General features: G+C 44.6%; 21 protein-coding genes and 1 tRNA gene. 7 read left to right on the top strand and 15 right to left on the bottom strand.

Features of this window, described 5'->3' with window-relative positions:
• The first annotated feature begins 204 nt into the window (after window positions 1-204).
• Together RNZ41_RS00260 and RNZ41_RS00255 are read left to right on the top strand one after the other, a co-directional pair.
• Window positions 205-603 (top strand): hypothetical protein, encoded by a 399-nt coding sequence (locus RNZ41_RS00260; RefSeq protein WP_065253908.1) that lies wholly within the window; start codon window positions 205-207, stop codon window positions 601-603.
• A gap of 122 nt (window positions 604-725) precedes the next feature.
• Window positions 726-801, top strand: a tRNA-Phe gene (locus tag RNZ41_RS00255).
• A gap of 104 nt (window positions 802-905) precedes the next feature.
• On the opposite strand, the gene RNZ41_RS00250 is transcribed toward RNZ41_RS00255, so the two are convergent.
• Genes RNZ41_RS00250 through RNZ41_RS00235 form a run of 4 tightly spaced genes read right to left on the bottom strand, consistent with a single transcriptional unit; the run spans window position 906 to window position 3,291 of the window.
• A complete protein-coding gene (locus RNZ41_RS00250) occupies window positions 906-1,142 on the bottom strand; it encodes a DUF1653 domain-containing protein (RefSeq protein WP_286130682.1) in 237 nt (78 codons plus the stop codon).
• Window positions 1,123-1,521 carry an FKBP-type peptidyl-prolyl cis-trans isomerase gene (locus RNZ41_RS00245; protein WP_203171225.1) on the bottom strand — a complete coding sequence of 133 codons (399 nt, stop codon included), beginning with the start codon at window positions 1,519-1,521 and terminating at the stop codon, window positions 1,123-1,125. The genes RNZ41_RS00250 and RNZ41_RS00245 overlap by 20 nt, the downstream gene beginning before the upstream one ends.
• A gap of 21 nt (window positions 1,522-1,542) precedes the next feature.
• The gene (locus RNZ41_RS00240; RefSeq protein ID WP_314027797.1) at window positions 1,543-2,166 is read right to left on the bottom strand and encodes an NAD(P)-dependent oxidoreductase; all 624 of its coding nucleotides are present in this window, start codon (window positions 2,164-2,166) and stop codon (window positions 1,543-1,545) included.
• A 21-nt stretch (window positions 2,167-2,187) separates the two neighbouring features.
• On the bottom strand, window positions 2,188-3,291 hold the full coding sequence (locus RNZ41_RS00235) for an RNA-guided endonuclease InsQ/TnpB family protein (RefSeq protein WP_314027294.1): 1,104 nt from the start codon (window positions 3,289-3,291) through the stop codon (window positions 2,188-2,190).
• A gap of 48 nt (window positions 3,292-3,339) precedes the next feature.
• Between RNZ41_RS00235 and tnpA the strand changes: the two genes are divergently transcribed.
• The gene (tnpA, locus tag RNZ41_RS00230) at window positions 3,340-3,750 is read left to right on the top strand and encodes an IS200/IS605 family transposase (protein ID WP_314027293.1); all 411 of its coding nucleotides are present in this window, start codon (window positions 3,340-3,342) and stop codon (window positions 3,748-3,750) included.
• 23 nt (window positions 3,751-3,773) lie between these two features.
• Here tnpA and RNZ41_RS00225 read toward each other — a convergent pair whose 3' ends face one another.
• From RNZ41_RS00225 to tyrS, 3 genes are all read right to left on the bottom strand, one after another.
• The gene (locus RNZ41_RS00225; protein ID WP_060995877.1) at window positions 3,774-4,076 is read right to left on the bottom strand and encodes a type II toxin-antitoxin system YafQ family toxin; all 303 of its coding nucleotides are present in this window, start codon (window positions 4,074-4,076) and stop codon (window positions 3,774-3,776) included.
• On the bottom strand, window positions 4,054-4,326 hold the full coding sequence (locus RNZ41_RS00220) for a type II toxin-antitoxin system RelB/DinJ family antitoxin (protein ID WP_060995878.1): 273 nt from the start codon (window positions 4,324-4,326) through the stop codon (window positions 4,054-4,056). Before RNZ41_RS00220 ends, RNZ41_RS00225 begins: the two co-directional genes overlap by 23 nt.
• Before the next feature lie 83 nt (window positions 4,327-4,409).
• Window positions 4,410-5,630, bottom strand: a complete 1,221-nt coding sequence (tyrS, locus tag RNZ41_RS00215; protein WP_314027292.1) for a tyrosine--tRNA ligase — start codon at window positions 5,628-5,630, stop codon at window positions 4,410-4,412.
• A 224-nt stretch (window positions 5,631-5,854) separates the two neighbouring features.
• Between tyrS and RNZ41_RS00210 the strand changes: the two genes are divergently transcribed.
• Window positions 5,855-7,084, top strand: coding sequence for an anhydro-N-acetylmuramic acid kinase (locus tag RNZ41_RS00210; protein WP_314027796.1), 1,230 nt, complete (start codon window positions 5,855-5,857; stop codon window positions 7,082-7,084).
• A 170-nt stretch (window positions 7,085-7,254) separates the two neighbouring features.
• Here RNZ41_RS00210 and RNZ41_RS00205 read toward each other — a convergent pair whose 3' ends face one another.
• On the bottom strand, window positions 7,255-8,010 hold the full coding sequence (locus RNZ41_RS00205; RefSeq protein ID WP_050325299.1) for a DUF3800 domain-containing protein: 756 nt from the start codon (window positions 8,008-8,010) through the stop codon (window positions 7,255-7,257).
• Window positions 8,011-8,163: 153 nt separating this feature from the next.
• On the opposite strand from RNZ41_RS00205, the gene fabF reads away from it, so the two are divergent.
• Window positions 8,164-9,471 (top strand): beta-ketoacyl-ACP synthase II, encoded by a 1,308-nt coding sequence (gene fabF / locus RNZ41_RS00200; RefSeq protein WP_314027291.1) that lies wholly within the window; start codon window positions 8,164-8,166, stop codon window positions 9,469-9,471.
• A 128-nt stretch (window positions 9,472-9,599) separates the two neighbouring features.
• Complete coding sequence (locus RNZ41_RS00195; RefSeq protein ID WP_314027290.1) at window positions 9,600-10,586, top strand: hypothetical protein; 987 nt, start codon at window positions 9,600-9,602, stop codon at window positions 10,584-10,586.
• Here RNZ41_RS00195 and RNZ41_RS00190 read toward each other — a convergent pair.
• The 3 genes from RNZ41_RS00190 to RNZ41_RS00180 form a co-directional block, all read right to left on the bottom strand.
• A complete protein-coding gene (locus tag RNZ41_RS00190) occupies window positions 10,583-10,939 on the bottom strand; it encodes a YkgJ family cysteine cluster protein (RefSeq protein WP_314027289.1) in 357 nt (118 codons plus the stop codon). The two genes, RNZ41_RS00195 and RNZ41_RS00190, sit on opposite strands and share 4 nt — an antisense overlap.
• 67 nt (window positions 10,940-11,006) lie before the next feature.
• Window positions 11,007-12,884, bottom strand: a complete 1,878-nt coding sequence (gene uvrC / locus RNZ41_RS00185) for an excinuclease ABC subunit UvrC (RefSeq protein WP_314027288.1) — start codon at window positions 12,882-12,884, stop codon at window positions 11,007-11,009.
• Between the two features lie 219 nt (window positions 12,885-13,103).
• Window positions 13,104-13,487 carry an HNH endonuclease gene (locus tag RNZ41_RS00180; RefSeq protein WP_051500239.1) on the bottom strand — a complete coding sequence of 128 codons (384 nt, stop codon included), beginning with the start codon at window positions 13,485-13,487 and terminating at the stop codon, window positions 13,104-13,106.
• Between the two features lie 106 nt (window positions 13,488-13,593).
• Between RNZ41_RS00180 and RNZ41_RS00175 the strand changes: the two genes are divergently transcribed.
• Window positions 13,594-14,175 (top strand): DUF4442 domain-containing protein, encoded by a 582-nt coding sequence (locus RNZ41_RS00175; RefSeq protein WP_314027287.1) that lies wholly within the window; start codon window positions 13,594-13,596, stop codon window positions 14,173-14,175.
• Window positions 14,176-14,185: 10 nt separating this feature from the next.
• Here the strand turns inward: RNZ41_RS00175 and RNZ41_RS00170 are convergent, their stop codons facing one another.
• From RNZ41_RS00170 to hemN, 4 genes are all read right to left on the bottom strand, one after another.
• Window positions 14,186-14,791, bottom strand: coding sequence for a class I SAM-dependent methyltransferase (locus RNZ41_RS00170; protein ID WP_314027286.1), 606 nt, complete (start codon window positions 14,789-14,791; stop codon window positions 14,186-14,188).
• Window positions 14,792-14,952: 161 nt separating this feature from the next.
• Entirely contained in the window at window positions 14,953-15,165 is a 213-nt protein-coding gene (locus tag RNZ41_RS00165) for a hypothetical protein (RefSeq protein WP_128681029.1), read from the bottom strand.
• Between the two features lie 21 nt (window positions 15,166-15,186).
• Window positions 15,187-15,654, bottom strand: coding sequence for a hypothetical protein (locus RNZ41_RS00160; RefSeq protein WP_314027285.1), 468 nt, complete (start codon window positions 15,652-15,654; stop codon window positions 15,187-15,189).
• Window positions 15,655-15,666: 12 nt separating this feature from the next.
• Entirely contained in the window at window positions 15,667-17,145 is a 1,479-nt protein-coding gene (hemN, locus tag RNZ41_RS00155) for an oxygen-independent coproporphyrinogen III oxidase (protein ID WP_314027284.1), read from the bottom strand.
• Window positions 17,146-17,299 lie beyond the last annotated feature (154 nt).

The following is a 17,299-nucleotide window of genomic DNA, read 5'->3' as shown; positions in this document are numbered from 1 at the left end:
TATCATTTCACAGAGTTTGTCCAAGATTTGGTTGACTAAAAAAGCCATCACGGCTTGCCAAGGCCTTGCCAACGCCTTGACAGCTTTTATTTTTAGCAAAAAATACTGGATAACAAATACAAGTTTGTTGGTATCCTAGTTACTATTTTATACTAAATCAACATGCACTAATTAAAACGTGCGCTAATTAACAAGGAGGGCTTTATGCCATTAGAATCCGTTGCCATCAATAACTTTGAAAACAACAGCATTGACGATCCTGAACTTAAATTGCGGGTGGAAAAATTGTACGACAGCTCGCCTGAGTTTGCTACAGGTCGTGATGCTGTGGCGTTTTTTGAAAAGGCCTTTGCCAAGGGTGATATCCTGTACTTGGGGATGTTTAATGAAAAACCGATTGCCGCGATTGGCTGCTTTAATGAAGGCATCGAGTCTAGCCGCTTGCTACAGTACATCGTACTACATCCTGCCAATCGCGGGCGCGGTCTTGCCCCCAAATTTGTCAAACAAGTTACCGATATTGAGCGCAAAAAAGGCAATACCAAGTTTGTACCTGGCTGCGGCGCAATTCATCGTATTTTAGCCATGTACGAGTTGATATAACTTGATATAACTTGGGATTTTGCCAGTTACTAGCAACTTTTTGCAAAAAGTTTAAAATAGTGCTTGACACCTTTGGCGATTTTTAGTTTAATAGCCGCTCAAATACTGATGCTGACAAACATGGCGCGGTAGCTCAGTCGGTAGAGCAACGGATTGAAAATCCGTGTGTCGGCAGTTCGATCCTGCCCCACGCCACCATCATTTGTCTTAGGTATAAATCGATTAACCCCAAGCTTATTAGTTTGGGGTTTTTTGTTGTCAGTCATTTTTATATCACTGCCCCCTATCAACTACCGCCAAACTTAACTGTCTAGCGGTTTTATCAGCTTAAATCTTGGCACAGCTTCGCCATTGACTTCCACCGTTTCGGCAAACATCGCAAGCGGTCGCACCCAAACCCCATACGCTTGGTAGAGCGCACGGTAGACGACCAACTCCTCTTCAGTTTCGCTATGTTTGGCGATGTGCAGCACTTGATACAGATTGCCTTTGTAGTGCTGATAAATACCCAATGTAATCTCAATCACGAGTTTTGACATCCAATAATTCAATTTCAAAGGTTAAGTCTGAATTTGGCGGGATTTTTCCGATTTGGCGCTCACCATACGCCAAGTGACTTGGCACAATGAGTTTGCGCTTGCCACCAACTTGCATGGCTATGAGATTGGCAGGGTTTTCAACTTGGGCTTGATAGCCGATTTTTTGGGCGTATTCGCCACCCAAAACGCCCACGTCCCAACCTTTAATCACCCGCCCTGTGCCAATCACAGCTTCAAAGGGTTGCCCGCGGTGATGCGATGAGTCAAATACCGTGCCATCTGGCAGATAGCCCGTGTAATGCGCGGTAATCAGTGCCCCACGCTCGGCAGTTTTACCTGTGCCGATAATTAGGTCCTGAAATTGCAGTTTACTTGTCATATTTATTTTCCGTTATTTTCGTTATTTTCCCTTATGCGATAGTTGGATAAACTCTTGCACTTGCTGACACAGTATGTCCCATAGGTTAAGCTGGGCATTGACGCTTCCCCACGCATTATGGGGGGTAAAAATCACTCTTGGGTGGTCTTTAAGTGTGAGTAATGGGTCGTTGTCTTTAATCGGTTCATATTCAAACACATCTGCCCCATAGCCCAATAATTTACCTTGTGTAACGGCATCAGCCACTGCCTGACTATCGACCACGCCACCGCGCGCGACATTGATAATCAACGGTTTTTTTGTCATCTTGGCAATGCTATCGGCATTCACTAAATGCTGCGTTTGCTCGGTCAATGGACAATGCAGGGTAATGACATCGGACTGAGCAAGGACATCATCAAACGCGCTATAGTCGCTATTTCTTGGCGGTTTGTTTTGGTGTTCGGCTATCAATACTGTCATACCAAAGACTTTGGCAATTTCCCCAACCCGTTTGCCAATCGTGCCATAGCCAATAATGCCCAGCGTTTTGCTTTCAAGGTCAATGAGTGGTGTATCGAGCAGACAAAAGCGACCATCTTTTTGCCAGTCACCCTTGACCACTTCATGATGATAGTGGCGAGCCGCTCGCATGGCTGAGAGTATCAGCTTGACTTCCTCCCCTCCCTATCGTTCGGGGATTCCTTCTACAAGACGGTCAAGCCCGACCGCAAGAATGTTCCGACTGGCATTAATATCTCTATCATGCCGTGTGCCACACTTCGCACAAGTCCATTCTCTTATTCGCAAACCTGCTCTACCGCTCAAGCTACTGGACATATCGCCACAGCACGAGCAAGTTTGGGTAGTGTATTTCTCATTTACGATTTCAAAACGGCAACCTGCGTTCTCGCATTTATAGGTCAGTTGTCGCTTGAGTTCAAACCAACCTGCATCGTAAACCGATTTGGCTAGTTTGCCTTTTTTACTGTTAAATTGGGTGGTTTTAACATCACCCACCACGATTAGGGCATTGTCTTTAACTAGCTGTGTGGTGAATTTGTGGATTAGGTCTTGCCGTGTGTTTTTGATTTTGGCATGAATCGCTTTGACACGCTGTTTATTTTTGGCGCGTTGGGCGATGGCTAATGCTTTGGCATATTTGAGCGTTTGCTTGATTTGTAGTTTATCGCCATTTGAGGCTGTAGCACTGTCTTTTAAACCTAAATCAATACCGACGCTACCAGTTCCACAAGTGGTTTTAGGGTATTCTTTGACGGTGATACAGGCATACCAACGGTTACGGCTGTCTTGTACCAATTCGCAAGTGTTAATTTGATATAGGCTAAGGTTGTAGCTGTCCCATAGGTCGATGACTAGCTTTTGTCCTTTGGCTAGGGATAGTTGCAAGGTGGATTTTAAGCCTTTTTTGCCTGTTTGGTGGGTGGCAATATGCTTGATGGCAGATTGTTTAAATGGTAGCCAACCTAAGCTTTTACGCTTTGATGTTGGGTTGTTGGTTCGCCAGTTTAACTTTGCCTTTTTAAACTGTTTACGGCTTTTGGCGTGGGTTTCGTTGATGGCTTGAATAGTTTGCGAGTGTAAGCCAAGTAATTCACCGCTACCTTTGGTATATTCGTTTAGGTCGTAAGCACTAAAGAATTTACCAGTCTTTTGTAAGTGCTTATAACTCAAGTCATTAACATAGTTCCACACGAAATTGACCGAACCGCTTAGGCGGTTAAGCTTCGCTATGTGTTTGTCTCGTATGCGCAACTTGAGTGTTTTCATGGGTTTAAGTATAATTGGATTTTTTTATTTTACAGTTGGTCTAATTATATGTCAAACGATTTAAGACGTGGTAGGCACGTTGTTTACAATCTTCATGTGCATTTGGTCTTTGTGGCGAAATACCGCAGAAAAGTATTTACCAAACAGATTTTAGACGATATGCAAGTCATCTTTGAGGAAGTTTGTTCAAAGTTTGAGGCACAATTGGTTGAGTTTGACGGTGAAAACGACCATGTGCATTTATTGGTGGTTTATCCGCCTAAAGTAGCTATTTCTAGTTTGGTGAATAGCTTGAAAGGTGTGTCTAGTCGGTTATTGCGTAAGAAAGAATATCCGTCTATTAAAGAGCAGTTATGGGGCGATGCGTTGTGGTCGCCGAGTTATTTTGCAGGTAGTTGTGGTGGTGCTCCCATTGAGATTATCCGCCAGTACATTGAACAGCAGAATACACCGCACTAAATACCATCTGTGCGTAAGCATGGTTATGGAGTTGCCTTATATCCACCGCCTGAAGTCGGTGGTTTTACGGTAACAGAGGATAAAAAATCGCCACCCACATGTAACTCTCGAAATCCTGCCCAATTTCCTTTTAATTCATGGTCTTTCCACTCTGCCCCTAACGGCTCATTATTGGCAATTAATAACAGCATGACTTCTTTGAGCCTAACCATGTCATAACGCCCTGTTTTAACTAGCCTTTGCCAATCATTCAAAAAATCTTTGGTAAAATCTGAGGCTCTTGGTAAATTCGTGCGTTTTGAATTAATCGTCTTTTTCGAGGGCATCAAACAATTCCTTGTTACTGCTAAATCGGGCTTGCTTGTCTGCAATCATGGCTTCAACGTCTTGCATCGCTCGTTGCGTGGTGGCGTTAGGAATTGCGACGTCAAACGGAATAGACTTTGTTGCCGTAACTTGACGTAAAAATAGACGAATCGCTTGCGCAGGCTTAATACCTAGTTCGTCAAACACTTCAAAGGCTTGGCGCTTTTCATTGGCATCAAGTCGAAATTGATACATAGTTGATTGTGTCATAGCTACTGACCTCTATAAAAAGCAAAAATGTAGTGATATTGTCACTACATTTTAAAATAAAACCATTGGTTAAGCAATAGACTTTAGGAAATCGTCACTTTGGCATACGCTTTTTTGCCTGCTTGAATCACCACCGTTTGTCCTGCCGTGAGGGCAAATCCTGCATCCACGACCTGCCCATCCACTTTCACCGATTGGTTTTTCAAAAAGTCTTTGGCTTGCGCCGAGTTTTTCACCAAATTGGCTTGGTTTAACACTTGCGTGATAAACAACTGCGCTTGACCATCAAGGCTAATCGTCACCTCTGGCAAATCCACTGGCAATTCACCTTCTACCAAGCGATTGCCCGCTGATTTGTGAGCATTTTCGGCGGCTTCTTTGTCATGGAAACGCTCAATCAGCTCTAGTGCCAAAATACGTTTGACTTCTTGCGGATTGCGCCCGTTTTCGATGTCTTTTAGCAAGGCTTCGACTTCATCCATGGGTTTGAAGCTAAGTAACTCAAAATAACGCGCAATCAAAGTGTCTGGCATGGACAAGATTTTTTGGTACATTGAGCCTGCGCTGTCATAAATGCCGATGTAATTGCCAAGCGATTTACTCATCTTTTGTACGCCGTCTAAACCTTCCAAAATCGGCACGGTGATACAGACTTGTGGTACTTGACCGTAGCGAGATTGCAGGGTACGACCCATGAGTAGGTTAAAGGTTTGGTCAGTACCACCTAGCTCAACATCAGCTTGCATGGCGACTGAGTCATAACCTTGCACCAGTGGGTACAAAAACTCATGAATCGAAATCGGCGTTTGACTGTGATAGCGTTTTGAGAAGTCATCGCGCTCGAGCATACGGGACACGGTTTGCTGGCTTGCCAAACCAATCATGTCGCCTGCCGACATTTTGCTAAACCAATCGGAGTTAAACATCACTTGGGTTTTGGCGGGGTCAAGGATTTTAAATACTTGCTCTTTATAAGTTTGGGCATTCTCCAAGATTTTTTCTTCAGACAATGGCGGACGAGTGGTATTTTTACCCGTTGGGTCGCCAATGCGCGCGGTATAATCCCCAATCAAAAACAACACTTGGTGTCCCAAATCTTGAAAATGCTTGAGCTTATTGATTAAAACCGTATGACCCAAGTGCAAATCGGGTGCGGTCGGGTCAAACCCTGCTTTGACTCGCAGTGGGCGGTTTTCCTTGAGTTTTTTAATTAAATCGTCTTGCGAAATAATTTCGTGCGTACCACGTTGGATGAGTTTGAGTTGTTCTTCTGGTGCTAAAAATCTATGAGTAGACTCGGTCATGCTTACCTCGAAAAAAGCGCGGGTTAAAACGGCTGAAAAAAAGTGAAGTTTAGCCATTATAGCAAATTTGCAGATAAAATAAGGCAGGCTTTTAGTATGCTATAATCAAGGCACTTTCTACTTTGACAGCCCTAACGAGAATAATTATGAGCCAAACGTTGCCGACTGGACTACCTGCAAACCTGCCTTTTGATGAAGGATTTTTTAGCCATTTTACCGACCTCATGGATGATATGATGCGCACCAAAGAAAACCCGCTTGCCGACTCGCCGTATGTGATTGGCATGATGGGTGGCACCAGCCTTGACGGACTCGATGCGGTGCTGTGCCAGTTTTATGAGATTGATGAAGACAATGATGAGCCTGTCGAGATTTTGGCGACGGTAAGCGAGCCGTTTCCCGATGATTTACGCGCCGTGTTGTTAGCGCTCACCCAACCAAACGGGGTGGCACAACTCATCGCTGATGGTAATTTGGCGTTCCAGAGCGAACTGGATGTATTTGGTTGGGCGAGCGTGTTTTATGCTGAATTTGCCGCAAATTTGGTCAATCAATTGCTCGAGAAAGCGCAGGTCACCCCTGATGAAGTAACCGCGATTGGTTGTCATGGGCAAACTGTGCGCCATCGCCCACAGTGGTCATTTAGCTTGCAACTGCTTGACCCGAATGTACTGGCTGAGCGCACTGCTATTGCGGTGGTGAGCGATTTTCGGCGCCGTGATATGGCAGTGGGTGGGCAAGGCGCACCACTCGTGCCTGCGTTTCACCAAGCCATGTTTGCTACACCGCCTTATCATGCCGATAAAGTTGTGCCAAAAGTGATTTTAAATTTAGGCGGTATCGCCAATATCACGGTACTTGATGGCAGTGATGATGTAATTGGATTTGATACAGGGGTGGCAAATTTGCTCATTGATGCTTGGTGCCAGCGCCATACCCAACAAGCTTATGATCACAATGGCGACTGGGGAAAATCGGGGCAAGTGCTTGAGCCATTATTAAGTTTGCTTTTGACCCACCCATTTTTCGCCAAGCCGTTCCCAAAAAGCACTGGGCGAGAGGAGTTTAATTTGGCTTGGCTTGACGCTATGCTAGAACAATTGGGTCAGCAATTCCCCAGTTTGGCGTATTCACCTGCCGATGTGCAAGCGACGTTGGTGGAGCTTACCGCTAAATCCGTCAGCGATGCCATTGTGTCCGTCACTGATGGTGCGCAAGGCGAGTTGTTTGTCTGTGGTGGTGGGGCATTAAATACCTATTTAATGAGCCGTTTACAAGATAATTTAGCCACTTGGACCATACAAACTACCGACAAAATTGGATTGTCGCCGTTGTGGGTCGAAGCCGTAGCGTTTGCATGGCTGGCTCAGCAGACGATTTTGAACGTACCGAGTAACTTGCCGAGTGTCACCGGGGCAAGTAAAAAAGTGGTGCTTGGGCAGGTGTGTTTCTAGAACAATTGGTTTTAATTTGAAAGTTAAATCAATTGTTTTAAAGCGATAATTATGTTATAGTTTTAGCTATAAATGGATTGGGGGTGCCCAGTCGGCGTTATAGTCTCGGTGGATTCATCGGGACTTTTCGCTTTTTAGGAGTATGGGTTTTTAGTTTACTATCTCTCTACTTATGGAAAATGCTTTAACCCCACTTGGTCAAATTCTCTGCCAACTTGGTTTCGCCCACCTTTACAATAAAATTTTGCTTTCAAAATTTCAAATGCACGATTAGCTTGATCTGGTTGATACACATAACGACCAATCGGGCGAGCTACCAAATCCACCAATTGTAAACCCACAGAGTTAGTCATTTTTGAAACGACTTTGACCTTGAAAGGCAAAGGGATTTTAAAACGATTTTCACCATTGCAAATTCGCAAAAATTCCAACTCTAATTCGTTATCTTCTTTTGCACCACGACTCTCTACTGCCACAAACGTGATTTTATCCTGTTGAGATTTTTCAATCATCAATTCATAAAGTGTTTCGATACAATGCTTTAGGGAATAGTGATAAGCGTGTAATTCTTTGATTTGCTCAGCTTTAATTTTATGCTTTTCAATTACATGAGCGATTAAAATAAAGTTACTTTCACTCATGATTTGATTCAACTTTTCTAAAAATTGACGCTTTTCTTCAGCTGATTTAAAAATATTGAAATCGCCTTTTTCTTTTCGAATTTCATGCTCATGTAAAACCACGAAATCATGTCCAAAAGTATCAAACTTTAAACGTTGGACTTTGGGTACAACTTTATTTAAGTAATGCGATTTATAAAACACACAGAAAGCGAGAGCGAAAATTGGATAACTCTTATCAATAGACGTTAAGCTATGGTCGCCACTTTCGTCCACATACACCATAAAATCGCTAAATTGTGGCATTTATAACCCTTAAAAACATTGTTTAATTTATCAGATATTATATACAATCAACCTAAAGACGTTAAAGTTATTGTGTTTACACTCGTACACTATTTTTGCTAAACTTTCATAAAATGTTATTCAAAAAATATTATTCAAAAATTCGAGCATAAAATGACCACAAAAATTAGCCCAAAAAAGCCCCGCTACGACGAACGCCCCGACCATGAGCGTATTGTCATCACAGGCATGGGAGCCATTACCCCGCTAGGACTCGATGTAGAGAGCACTTGGCAACGGCTCATTAATGGCGAAAGCGGCATCAAAGCGATTAGCCATTTTGACGCCACTGACTACCGCGCACAAATCGCCGGCACAGTGGATGGTTTTGATATCAGCTTGTATATGAACGCCAAAGACGCGCGTCGGTATGACACCTTTGTGCAATATGGCGTTGCCGCAGCAGCGCAAGCCTTGAAGCAAGCAGGCTTTATTAGTGAGTTGCAAGCCGCGCCTGTACAGCAGGTTGACCCCGACCGTATCGGGGTGATTATCGGCTCAGGGATTGGCGGTATCACCACCATTGAAGATACAGCGGTAAAACTTAATAGCGAAGGTCCGCGTAAAATCTCGCCGTTCTTTGTGCCCTCAGCCATTGTGAATATGGCAGCTGGGCAAGTGGCGATTCGTCATGGGATTAAAGGGTTAAATCTTGCCACTTCTACCGCTTGTACCACAGCGACTCATGCGATTGGCTTGGCGGCACGGTTGATTGCGTATGGCGATGCCGATGTGATTGTGGCGGGCGGCTGTGAAAAAGCCTCAAGCCAACTCGGTATCGGTGGCTTCTCAGCAATGCAAGCGTTATCAACGCGCAACGATGCACCCACCAAAGCCAGTCGTCCATTTGACAAAGACCGTGATGGTTTTGTGCTGGGTGATGGTGCAGGCGTGCTAGTGATGGAAAGCCTTGCCCACGCCAAAGCGCGCGGTGCGACGATTCTGGCAGAGTTTGTCGGCTTTGGCATGAGTGATGATGCCAGTCATATCACTGCGCCACCGGAAAATGGCGAAGGTGCCGCTATGGCGATGCGTCACGCCTTGAGTGATGCTGGCATTGCCCCCAGTGACGTTGGCTACATCAATACCCATGGCACCAGTACCCCAGCGGGTGATGTGGCAGAAAGCCGTGCGATTGCGGGTATCTTTGGTGAGAATATGGTGGCAAGTTCCACCAAATCAATGACCGGTCATCTACTGGGTGCTGCAGGGGGTATCGAAGCGATTTTCACCGTTAAGGCGCTGCAACAACAAATATTGCCACCGACCATCAATTTGGATCATCAAGACCCTGAGTGCAAGCTTGACTATGTACCGCATACAGCCCGAAAAGTCGACCACTTAACCCATGCGATTTCTAACAGCTTTGGATTTGGGGGTACTAACGGCTCGCTGTTGTTTGCCAAATGGCAGTCACGATAAATAGCAATCACTGTGATGACAACATTGACCCTTTAACGGTGTGAATTTTGAAAACGGCTATTGAAATTGTAGCCGTTTTTTCGTTAAATGAAACTATCCTATTTCATCCTTAACGCTGGACACCATTCATGTCAGGATTTGCCTTCTCCCACCAATTTTCAAAGCGCTGGCTTGCCACCCCTACCCCTGTCAAACACGCGATTATTCAAGAACTCGATGATATCGTTACCTTGCTTTACCCGGATACCGACCTTGATGAGTATCAATTTAGCGTGCATAATTTGCATGATAAAGTCGAGGAATTACTGGCTATCGAGCGTGATAACCAAGAAAAATTACAAGCGCAAGCACGTGAGCGCGAGCTTGAAGAACAACACAGGCTAGAACAAGAACGGTTAGAAATTGAACGCCTAGAAACCGAGCGTTTGGAAAAAGAGCGCCTTGAGCAACAACGACTTGAAGCTGAGCGCTTAAAACAAGAAAGGCGTGAAGCAGAACATCTTGAACAACAGCGCCTTGAACAAGCACAGTTAACACAGGAAAACGAGCAAGAACGCCAAGCGCAAGAAGAACGTCTACAACGCGAACGCCAAGCACAAGATGACGCAGCTATTGCGGCACTCGAGCAAGAACGCGCCATTGCCAAACAAGCGCATCTGGCAAAACAAAGCAATCCTGCACAACCAGCGACGCAACTATCAACTGGCTCAATCGAGGAAGCAAATCACCAGCTAGATGCACAAGCTCAATCCACGGATGCCGCAACCAGCGATGTCACGATTGAGCGCCATCGCAGTGAGATGGTCTATGCCATTGATCATACTGATACCGCTGATAACACTGATAACATTGCCGAGCCGTTAGCTGATGACCCAACGGCTGCCGTGATGACCCATGAAACGCGCGTTACTGACCCACTTGTTGATATTGCCAACCCATCTATCGCCACCACGCCCGCTATTGAACAAATCAAACAAGATATCGTCAAACAGCTGCAAGGCTATATCGACAACTATTTGCTCGAATCAATGACGCTGATGAATGAGGATTTGAATCAATGGCTCAAAACCGAAGTGGAAAAACAGCTGACTGTTCGTTTATCACAAAGCCATTAAACAGGCACTTGACTAAAGATATCGTTAGATAACTCATAATGATGACGGGCTTTGATACATTGCTCGTCACCGACTTGTACCGATTGGCAGGTGCTTGAACGTTTATCATAGATTTGGCAAGCCACCGAGTTACCAACTTCGCCCGCTAATGCAATACATCTGACCGGCTTTGTTTCGGTACCTTTCATACAGGTATAAAAATCATTGACTTTGACCGTCATATCCTCGGGGATACCGAGTGTCTCGCCTTCTGCCCAATAAAAAGACACCCGATAGTTAGCGCAACATGCGCCACAGTGCATGCAGGTATCGCTATCCGAAGCTGCGCTTGATTTAAAAAAAATTTCTGCCATTGTTACAATGCCATGTCATTATCATTGTTAACTACCCATTTCAGCCAAAACGGCTAAAAATTTAATATCAGCCATGCAACACTTTATAAATGGTATTGGCCATTACCTTACCAATGCCATTTACTTGCCCAATTTCATCTTGTGATGCGCCAAGCAGCTGCTGCAAGCCGCCAAAATGATTGAGCAACTCTCGGCGGCGTTTTTCTCCCAACCCAGGGATGGCTTCTAGCACCGAGCTTGAGCGGCGTTTATCGCGTTTTTTGCGGTGTGCGGTAATGGCGAAGCGGTGCGCTTCATCACGGATATGCATAATCAAATGCAGTGCCTTGCTATCAGCCGGCAAATCGAGCGGCTCACGGTCAATAAAATGCAGTACTTCAAGCCCAGCCTTGCGACCTTCGCCTTTTGCCACCCCGACGAGCAAGGTTTGGGTTAAAATCCCCAGCTCGCTCAGTACGTCTTTTGCCATATTAAGCTGCCCCTTACCGCCATCAATCAGCAGTAAATCTGGCAGCGGCTGCTTGCTATAGCGGCGGTTTAATACTTGCTTCATGGCGGCATAGTCATCACCACCCGTGATGCCATGAATGGCATATTGGCGATAGTCGCGTTTGCGTAGCCCGCCTTGGTCAGCGACCACACAGCTTGCGATGGTGGCTTCACCCATGGTATGGGAGATATCAAAACATTCGATACGGTCGAGCGATTTGCCTTGCAGCGCCTCTTTTAATACCGCATTGAGCGCGTTAAAGCGAGATTTAACTTCCAAATAATCGCCCAATTTGGTTTGCAGGGCGTTGTTGGCATTCATTTGGGCAAGGGTGAGCCATTCGCTCCGCTGCTCACGAACTTTGGTTTTTATCGTCACCTTTTTGCCAAAGGTTTCAGTTAAGGCTTCTGTCATCGCGGTTTGGTCGGGCAACTCATGGCTTATAATCAGCTCTTCGGGCAAATCATCACTGACTTGAAAATAAAACGAGCTGACAAACTCAGACAAGTTATCCGCTATGTCGTTTTCACTATCCACATCAGGAAAATAATTGTTGCCGCCCAAAACCTGCCCATTACGCACATTCATGACATGCACACAGGTAATGCCCGCTTGACTGGCGATGGCGATGATATCGGCTTCACCTTTGACCGTATATACCGCTTGTTTGGCTTGTACTTCGCGTAGCATCGAGAGTTGGTCGCGATACAAGGCGGCTTGCTCAAAGTTCATGTCTTCAGCCGCCTGCTCCATTTTACCCACCAATTTGACTTGCAAATCCGTGCCTTCACCTTTTAAAAATCGAATGGTGTTGTTGACGTCATCGGCATACTCTTCGGGCGACACCAGCCCGACACACGGCGCTTTACAGCGTTTGATTTGGTACTCTAGGCAAGGGCGCTGACGCTGGGCAAAAAATGTATTGGTACATTGGCGCACCATAAAAATTTTTTGCATCATTAACAAGGTTTGCTTGGCGGCATGCGCCGAAGGAAAAGGTCCAAAAAATCTGCCTTTTTGGTGTTGCCCTTTACCGCGCCCATAGGCAAGTCTTGGATAAGGTTTATCCGCTGAGATAAACACGTATAGATAAGATTTATCATCACGCAGTAGCACATTGTAGGGCGGTCGATGCAGCTTGATGAGGTTTTGCTCAAGCAGCAGCGCTTCGGTCTCAGAGCGGGTTATGATGGTTTCGATGTTGTCGATACGTTGCACCAGCGCCCGCGTTTTGGGGTGGTCGATGGTTTTGGCAAAGTAGCTGTTGACGCGGCTTTTGAGCGATTTGGCTTTGCCCACATAGATGATGTCGCCATTTTTGCCCAGCATTTTGTACACGCCTGGCAAGTTGGGCAGGCGCTTAATCAAGTGATCCAATCGCGCTTTGCGGTCGGCAGTCGCTGCAGCAATTTCAATGGTGGCTGAGTCGATACTGGGCGTTTTGTTTTTTGGCATTGCTTGTTTACTATTTCACGATTTTTATACTATATTAAGTTAATTCAATCACTTTTCAATGCAAGTAAGATTAAACTTTAACAGGGACGGCCAGATATAAAACCCTTCTACCCGCCTAACAAGTCATCATGCGATATCCTTGCTTATGTCCTCGCTGCATATAATGGTAATCGTAAAAAGACTTTTACAAGTAGCTACTATCTGCTAAAAATCTATTCACTAAAAATCTTTGCCACTTTTGACACGAATAGTTTGTCCAGCCGGGCGTTTTTTTACCCAATTGATAAATTTTTGCATCTCGGTATGTTCTTTTAGCCGCTCAACCGTATGGTAGTAGCTGGATAATTCTTGGTTGCTAAACACTTCATGCACTTGTGCATGACAAGCAGGACACAGCATGGCGATGTCGTTTTTCATTTCGTCACGGCTAAATTCGCGTTTGGTACGGGCTTTGTCGTGGCGGGATTTGGGAATCAGATGATGTTGGGTTAATTCAACTTCATCACGTCCACACAATTCACACGGTGGCGATGGCGCTTTTTCAGCCAAAATCGCCTCCCAGAATGCTGCATCTTCGTTATTTTTTGCTTTACCTTTTGCCATTAGTTTGTCACGCTTTGCTATCAGTTGTATCCATCATACAATAGCATTGTTGCTTTGCCAATGGCGTGTTGTGCAATGCTTTTTTCATGTTAAAAACGAGTCTGCCATGTTATCCAAGCTATCCAATTTATCCAAGCTATCTAGGTTATCCAAGTTATCTAAGCTAAGCCAAACCTTTCAATCTCAAGCCAAAGACTACCTTAATCCGTTTCATAACCCCAAGTTGTTAAAGCAGTTTTTTAACTTTTATCCGCCATATTTTGGGGCGGGTATCCGTGTTGAAAGCCTTGATTTCGCCACCCATCATATTCGCGTGCGTTTACCCTTAAACAAACTCAATCAAAACATCGTCGGCACCCAGTTTGGGGGCAGTTTGTATTCGATGACCGACCCATTTTTGATGATTTTGTTGATGCAAGCGTTGGGCAATAAGTACGTGGTATGGGATAAGTCGGCGAGCATTGATTTTGTTAAAGCGGGCAAAAGCGATGTGTTTGCCGATTTTCACCTTGATGACACTGAAATCGATACCATAAAATCCTTAGCAAAGGATGGTAAAGCGGTGTTCCGCAACTATGAGGTACAAGTGGTTGATGACCAAAATGAGGTGGTCGCCACCGTCACCAAGACCCTATACATCCGGTTACGAGCCTACAGTAAATCAAAAACCCAAACGCTGAGAATTTAGCTGAAGGGCGTTAGTCTTTGACCGCCATGGTGATGGTATAAGTTTTACCTTGCTTGATTTTATCTGAGTTACCAAACACTTCGGTAAATGAGCGTTTCATAAAGTCTCGCAAGCCGTTGATGGTTACCACGTAAAACCGTGCGCCACTTTCCATCGCATTATACGCATCGAGCAAATACAGATAATGCTGTTCTTTACTGGCTTTGGCAGGTAAGTTACTCATCACTAGGCTAAATTTTTTATCTTTTTCAACATCACGAAAGCCATTGGATAGCTGAACTTGGGCATTATTTAAATGATTTTTTTGACAGTTAAGTTTGGCATATTCCACCGCCACAAAGTCTTTGTCGATGAGCAGGTGCTGTCCGTTTGGGCATTCACGGGCGGCAGTCATACCCAGTACGCCATAGCCACAGCCTAGGTCGATTGAGTGGTCATCGGCTTTGAACTCGATATAGTCAAGCAGCATAAGGCTACCCTCGTCGAGTTTTTCGGGCGAGAAAATACCCCAAGTGCTGGTAAAGTGAAACGGCTTGCCGAGTACCTCTTGGGTAAATTGGATGTCTTCGCGCCAGTAGGCAGATTTTTTGAGTAAGTCAGGGTCGATGGGGTGCATGTTTATTCCAAAAATTAAAGAAGGGTTAAGCCAAATGGCTGATACGTGCTGAATTTGCCGGCGGACTAAAAACAAGCCATAGTAAAATATGCGTATCAACGATAAAATGGGGCTTTAGTTTTTTTGACAGCTTTTTCATAGATTGATAAATTCTTCTTCGGTCATCTCAAAATCATCTTTGATGGTAAAACTGCCTTTGCCAACCATTTTCCCAAATTGGCGTTTGGTTTTTCGCTAGGCTGTGAGGATTTTCCTAAATTTTGAGTGACCAAAAAATTGATAAAATCCAATGCTGTTTGCTGACTTGCAGGCGGCAGTATTTGCAATTGGTGAACGGCTTGGGCAATCGTTGGGCTTGGATTAGTGATTTGCAATTTTATTCCTTAAATCTATTATTAACAAACAAGAAATAAATGAGAGTTTGGGCAGTCAGGAATACCCATACTCATTTTTTTTGGGTAAGTTTCATCAGTCGGTAAACCACCGCCTCCAACACGAATTTCATCGCCTTCCTTATACTTTTTACCTTCAAAAGTAAGTGTTTTACTGGCTTCATCCCAATTTATGGAACTCTTTTCAAAAATAGGTTGGGTATAATCGTTTCCATTCGCTATTACCAAACAACTACCTTGTACTTTTAAACGACCACTTAATGCTGCTGCCATACAAGTAGGAATTTCATTGGGTTTTGGTTTGGGGCGTACAAAAGTCGCTACTCTTGAATCGGGAATTTCTTTACCTATTTCAACAGGTTTTGGTGTGGAAGCTGGCGGAATTTCAGCTTTTTCTATAAGCGTATTTTGCTGACAACCATACAAGCCAAAAACCATCGTTAAACCAACCATTTTTAACTTTGAAAACATTTTAAAATCCTTTTAAATCACCTTACTAAAACGATTGCCTTCTTTACTCGCCAAATAAGTATCAAAAACCATTGCCACATTACGTCCCAAAAGTCGCCCTTTTGGTAGCACCCGAATCCCTTTGGCATCCATATCAACGAGTTTATCCGCTTGCATCTCCCCCAGTTGGCGGATTTCATCAATAAAATAGGTCATCGGGTCAATACTAAAGCGCGCATTCACATCTTTAAAATCAATATAATCATGGCATAGCAGATTCATAATCACATAACGGCGCAGCAAGTCAGGCAAGCGCGCAGAAATCACCTTCACCGCAGGCAATTTTCCCGCATTGATGAGATTTTGGTAATCATTCAAATCCGTTGGATTTTGCAAAATATGCAGACCGATTTGGCTAATCGACGACACCCCAAACCCCAGTAAATCACAATTGCCATGCGTGGTATAGCCTTGAAAATTGCGGTGCAATTTGCCCTCACGTTGCGCAATCGCCAGCTCATCATCAGGCTTGGCAAAGTGGTCAATGCCGATATATTGATAGCCTGCGTCAGTCAGCGCATGGATGGTATTACCGAGCATGGTCAGTTTATCGGCAGGGCTTGGCAAATCCGCTTCATTAATCTGACGCTGACCTTTAAATCGCTCTGGCAAATGGGCATAGTTAAAAACAGACAGACGGTCTGGCGAGATAGTGATGATGCGCTCAACCGTATTGCGCATGCTATCCAGCGTTTGGTGCGGTAAGCCATAAATCAAGTCAATATTGATAGAATGAAACCCAAGGCGGCGAGCTTCCGTCATCACGCCTTGAATCATTTCTTCTGACTGCACACGATTGACGGCAATTTGTACTTTTTCTTGCAAATCCTGCACACCAAAACTCACCCGATTAAATCCAAGTCCACGCAATATCTCAAGCGTGGTCGGGCGCAATTCTCGCGGGTCAATTTCAATCGAATAATCTGCGGTAGGTTTATTGCTAAAAGTAAATTGGGTTTGCAAAAAGTTCCACAATTTGACCAGCTCATCATCGGTCAAAAAGGTCGGTGTGCCGCCGCCAAAATGCACTTGTTCGACGATAGGGTCCCCTTGCATCAAGCTGCGTTTATGCCGAATTTCGGCAAAAAGATACGCTAAATAGTCGCCCGAATCACTGTTTTTCTTGGTGATGATTTTATTGCAGCCGCAGTAATAGCACAGGTGGCGACAAAATGGGATGTGAAAATACAAGGACACTGGCACCCGTGGGTCTTTTTCTGCCAAAACGCGGGCTTCCATACCGTCAGCAATGGGGGCAAATTCTAGCGCGGTTGGGTACGAGGTATAACGGGGACCTGAGCGGTTGTATTTATTGATGATAGCTTCGTTAAACAAATGGCTTTGGGTCGTGTAGCTACGATTGGCATTGGCATACGGATTTTCGATGATTTCGACAGGACGATCAAAGGTGGGCAGTTCGCTGTCAGATAAAGGGCGAGTTTGGTCTGTCATAATAGTCTCGTATAGCGTGTAGCGTAAAATTCTCGGAATATTGGTTGTGATTATAACATAGTCATCCTAGATAGCCGATGATGAGAAAATAGATGAACTATGCTATGATTTAGTCGTTTTTTATCAAAAATTGTCTAGTTGCTGCCATAAAAAA

Origin of the sequence: Moraxella sp. DOX410 (genome assembly GCF_032248735.1) — a bacterium.
Taxonomy (GTDB): domain Bacteria; phylum Pseudomonadota; class Gammaproteobacteria; order Pseudomonadales; family Moraxellaceae; genus Faucicola; species Faucicola tetraodonis.
The sequence above is the reverse complement of the archived record's forward strand: the minus strand, read 5'-3'. Positions and strand labels throughout refer to the sequence as shown.

Excerpts from the sequence above, each read along its gene's own strand:
- RNZ41_RS00195 (WP_314027290.1), top strand. The coding sequence starts at position 9,600 with ATGTCAGGATTTGCCTTCTCCCACCAATTTTCAAAGCGCTGGCTTGCC.
- tnpA (WP_314027293.1), top strand. The coding sequence starts at position 3,340 with ATGTCAAACGATTTAAGACGTGGTAGGCACGTTGTTTACAATCTTCAT.
- RNZ41_RS00170 (WP_314027286.1), bottom strand. The coding sequence starts at position 14,791 with ATGCACCCCATCGACCCTGACTTACTCAAAAAATCTGCCTACTGGCGC.
- RNZ41_RS00160 (WP_314027285.1), bottom strand. The coding sequence starts at position 15,654 with ATGTTTTCAAAGTTAAAAATGGTTGGTTTAACGATGGTTTTTGGCTTG.
- RNZ41_RS00245 (WP_203171225.1), bottom strand. The coding sequence starts at position 1,521 with ATGACAAGTAAACTGCAATTTCAGGACCTAATTATCGGCACAGGTAAA.
- uvrC (WP_314027288.1), bottom strand. The coding sequence starts at position 12,884 with ATGCCAAAAAACAAAACGCCCAGTATCGACTCAGCCACCATTGAAATT.
- RNZ41_RS00205 (WP_050325299.1), bottom strand. The coding sequence starts at position 8,010 with ATGCCACAATTTAGCGATTTTATGGTGTATGTGGACGAAAGTGGCGAC.
- RNZ41_RS00225 (WP_060995877.1), bottom strand. The coding sequence starts at position 4,076 with ATGCCCTCGAAAAAGACGATTAATTCAAAACGCACGAATTTACCAAGA.
- RNZ41_RS00190 (WP_314027289.1), bottom strand. The coding sequence starts at position 10,939 with ATGGCAGAAATTTTTTTTAAATCAAGCGCAGCTTCGGATAGCGATACC.
- RNZ41_RS00180 (WP_051500239.1), bottom strand. The coding sequence starts at position 13,487 with ATGGCAAAAGGTAAAGCAAAAAATAACGAAGATGCAGCATTCTGGGAG.
- RNZ41_RS00235 (WP_314027294.1), bottom strand. The coding sequence starts at position 3,291 with ATGAAAACACTCAAGTTGCGCATACGAGACAAACACATAGCGAAGCTT.
- RNZ41_RS00250 (WP_286130682.1), bottom strand. The coding sequence starts at position 1,142 with ATGTCAAAACTCGTGATTGAGATTACATTGGGTATTTATCAGCACTAC.
- tyrS (WP_314027292.1), bottom strand. The coding sequence starts at position 5,630 with ATGACCGAGTCTACTCATAGATTTTTAGCACCAGAAGAACAACTCAAA.
- RNZ41_RS00220 (WP_060995878.1), bottom strand. The coding sequence starts at position 4,326 with ATGACACAATCAACTATGTATCAATTTCGACTTGATGCCAATGAAAAG.
- hemN (WP_314027284.1), bottom strand. The coding sequence starts at position 17,145 with ATGACAGACCAAACTCGCCCTTTATCTGACAGCGAACTGCCCACCTTT.
- RNZ41_RS00210 (WP_314027796.1), top strand. The coding sequence starts at position 5,855 with ATGGATGATATGATGCGCACCAAAGAAAACCCGCTTGCCGACTCGCCG.
- RNZ41_RS00260 (WP_065253908.1), top strand. The coding sequence starts at position 205 with ATGCCATTAGAATCCGTTGCCATCAATAACTTTGAAAACAACAGCATT.
- fabF (WP_314027291.1), top strand. The coding sequence starts at position 8,164 with ATGACCACAAAAATTAGCCCAAAAAAGCCCCGCTACGACGAACGCCCC.
- RNZ41_RS00175 (WP_314027287.1), top strand. The coding sequence starts at position 13,594 with ATGTTATCCAAGCTATCCAATTTATCCAAGCTATCTAGGTTATCCAAG.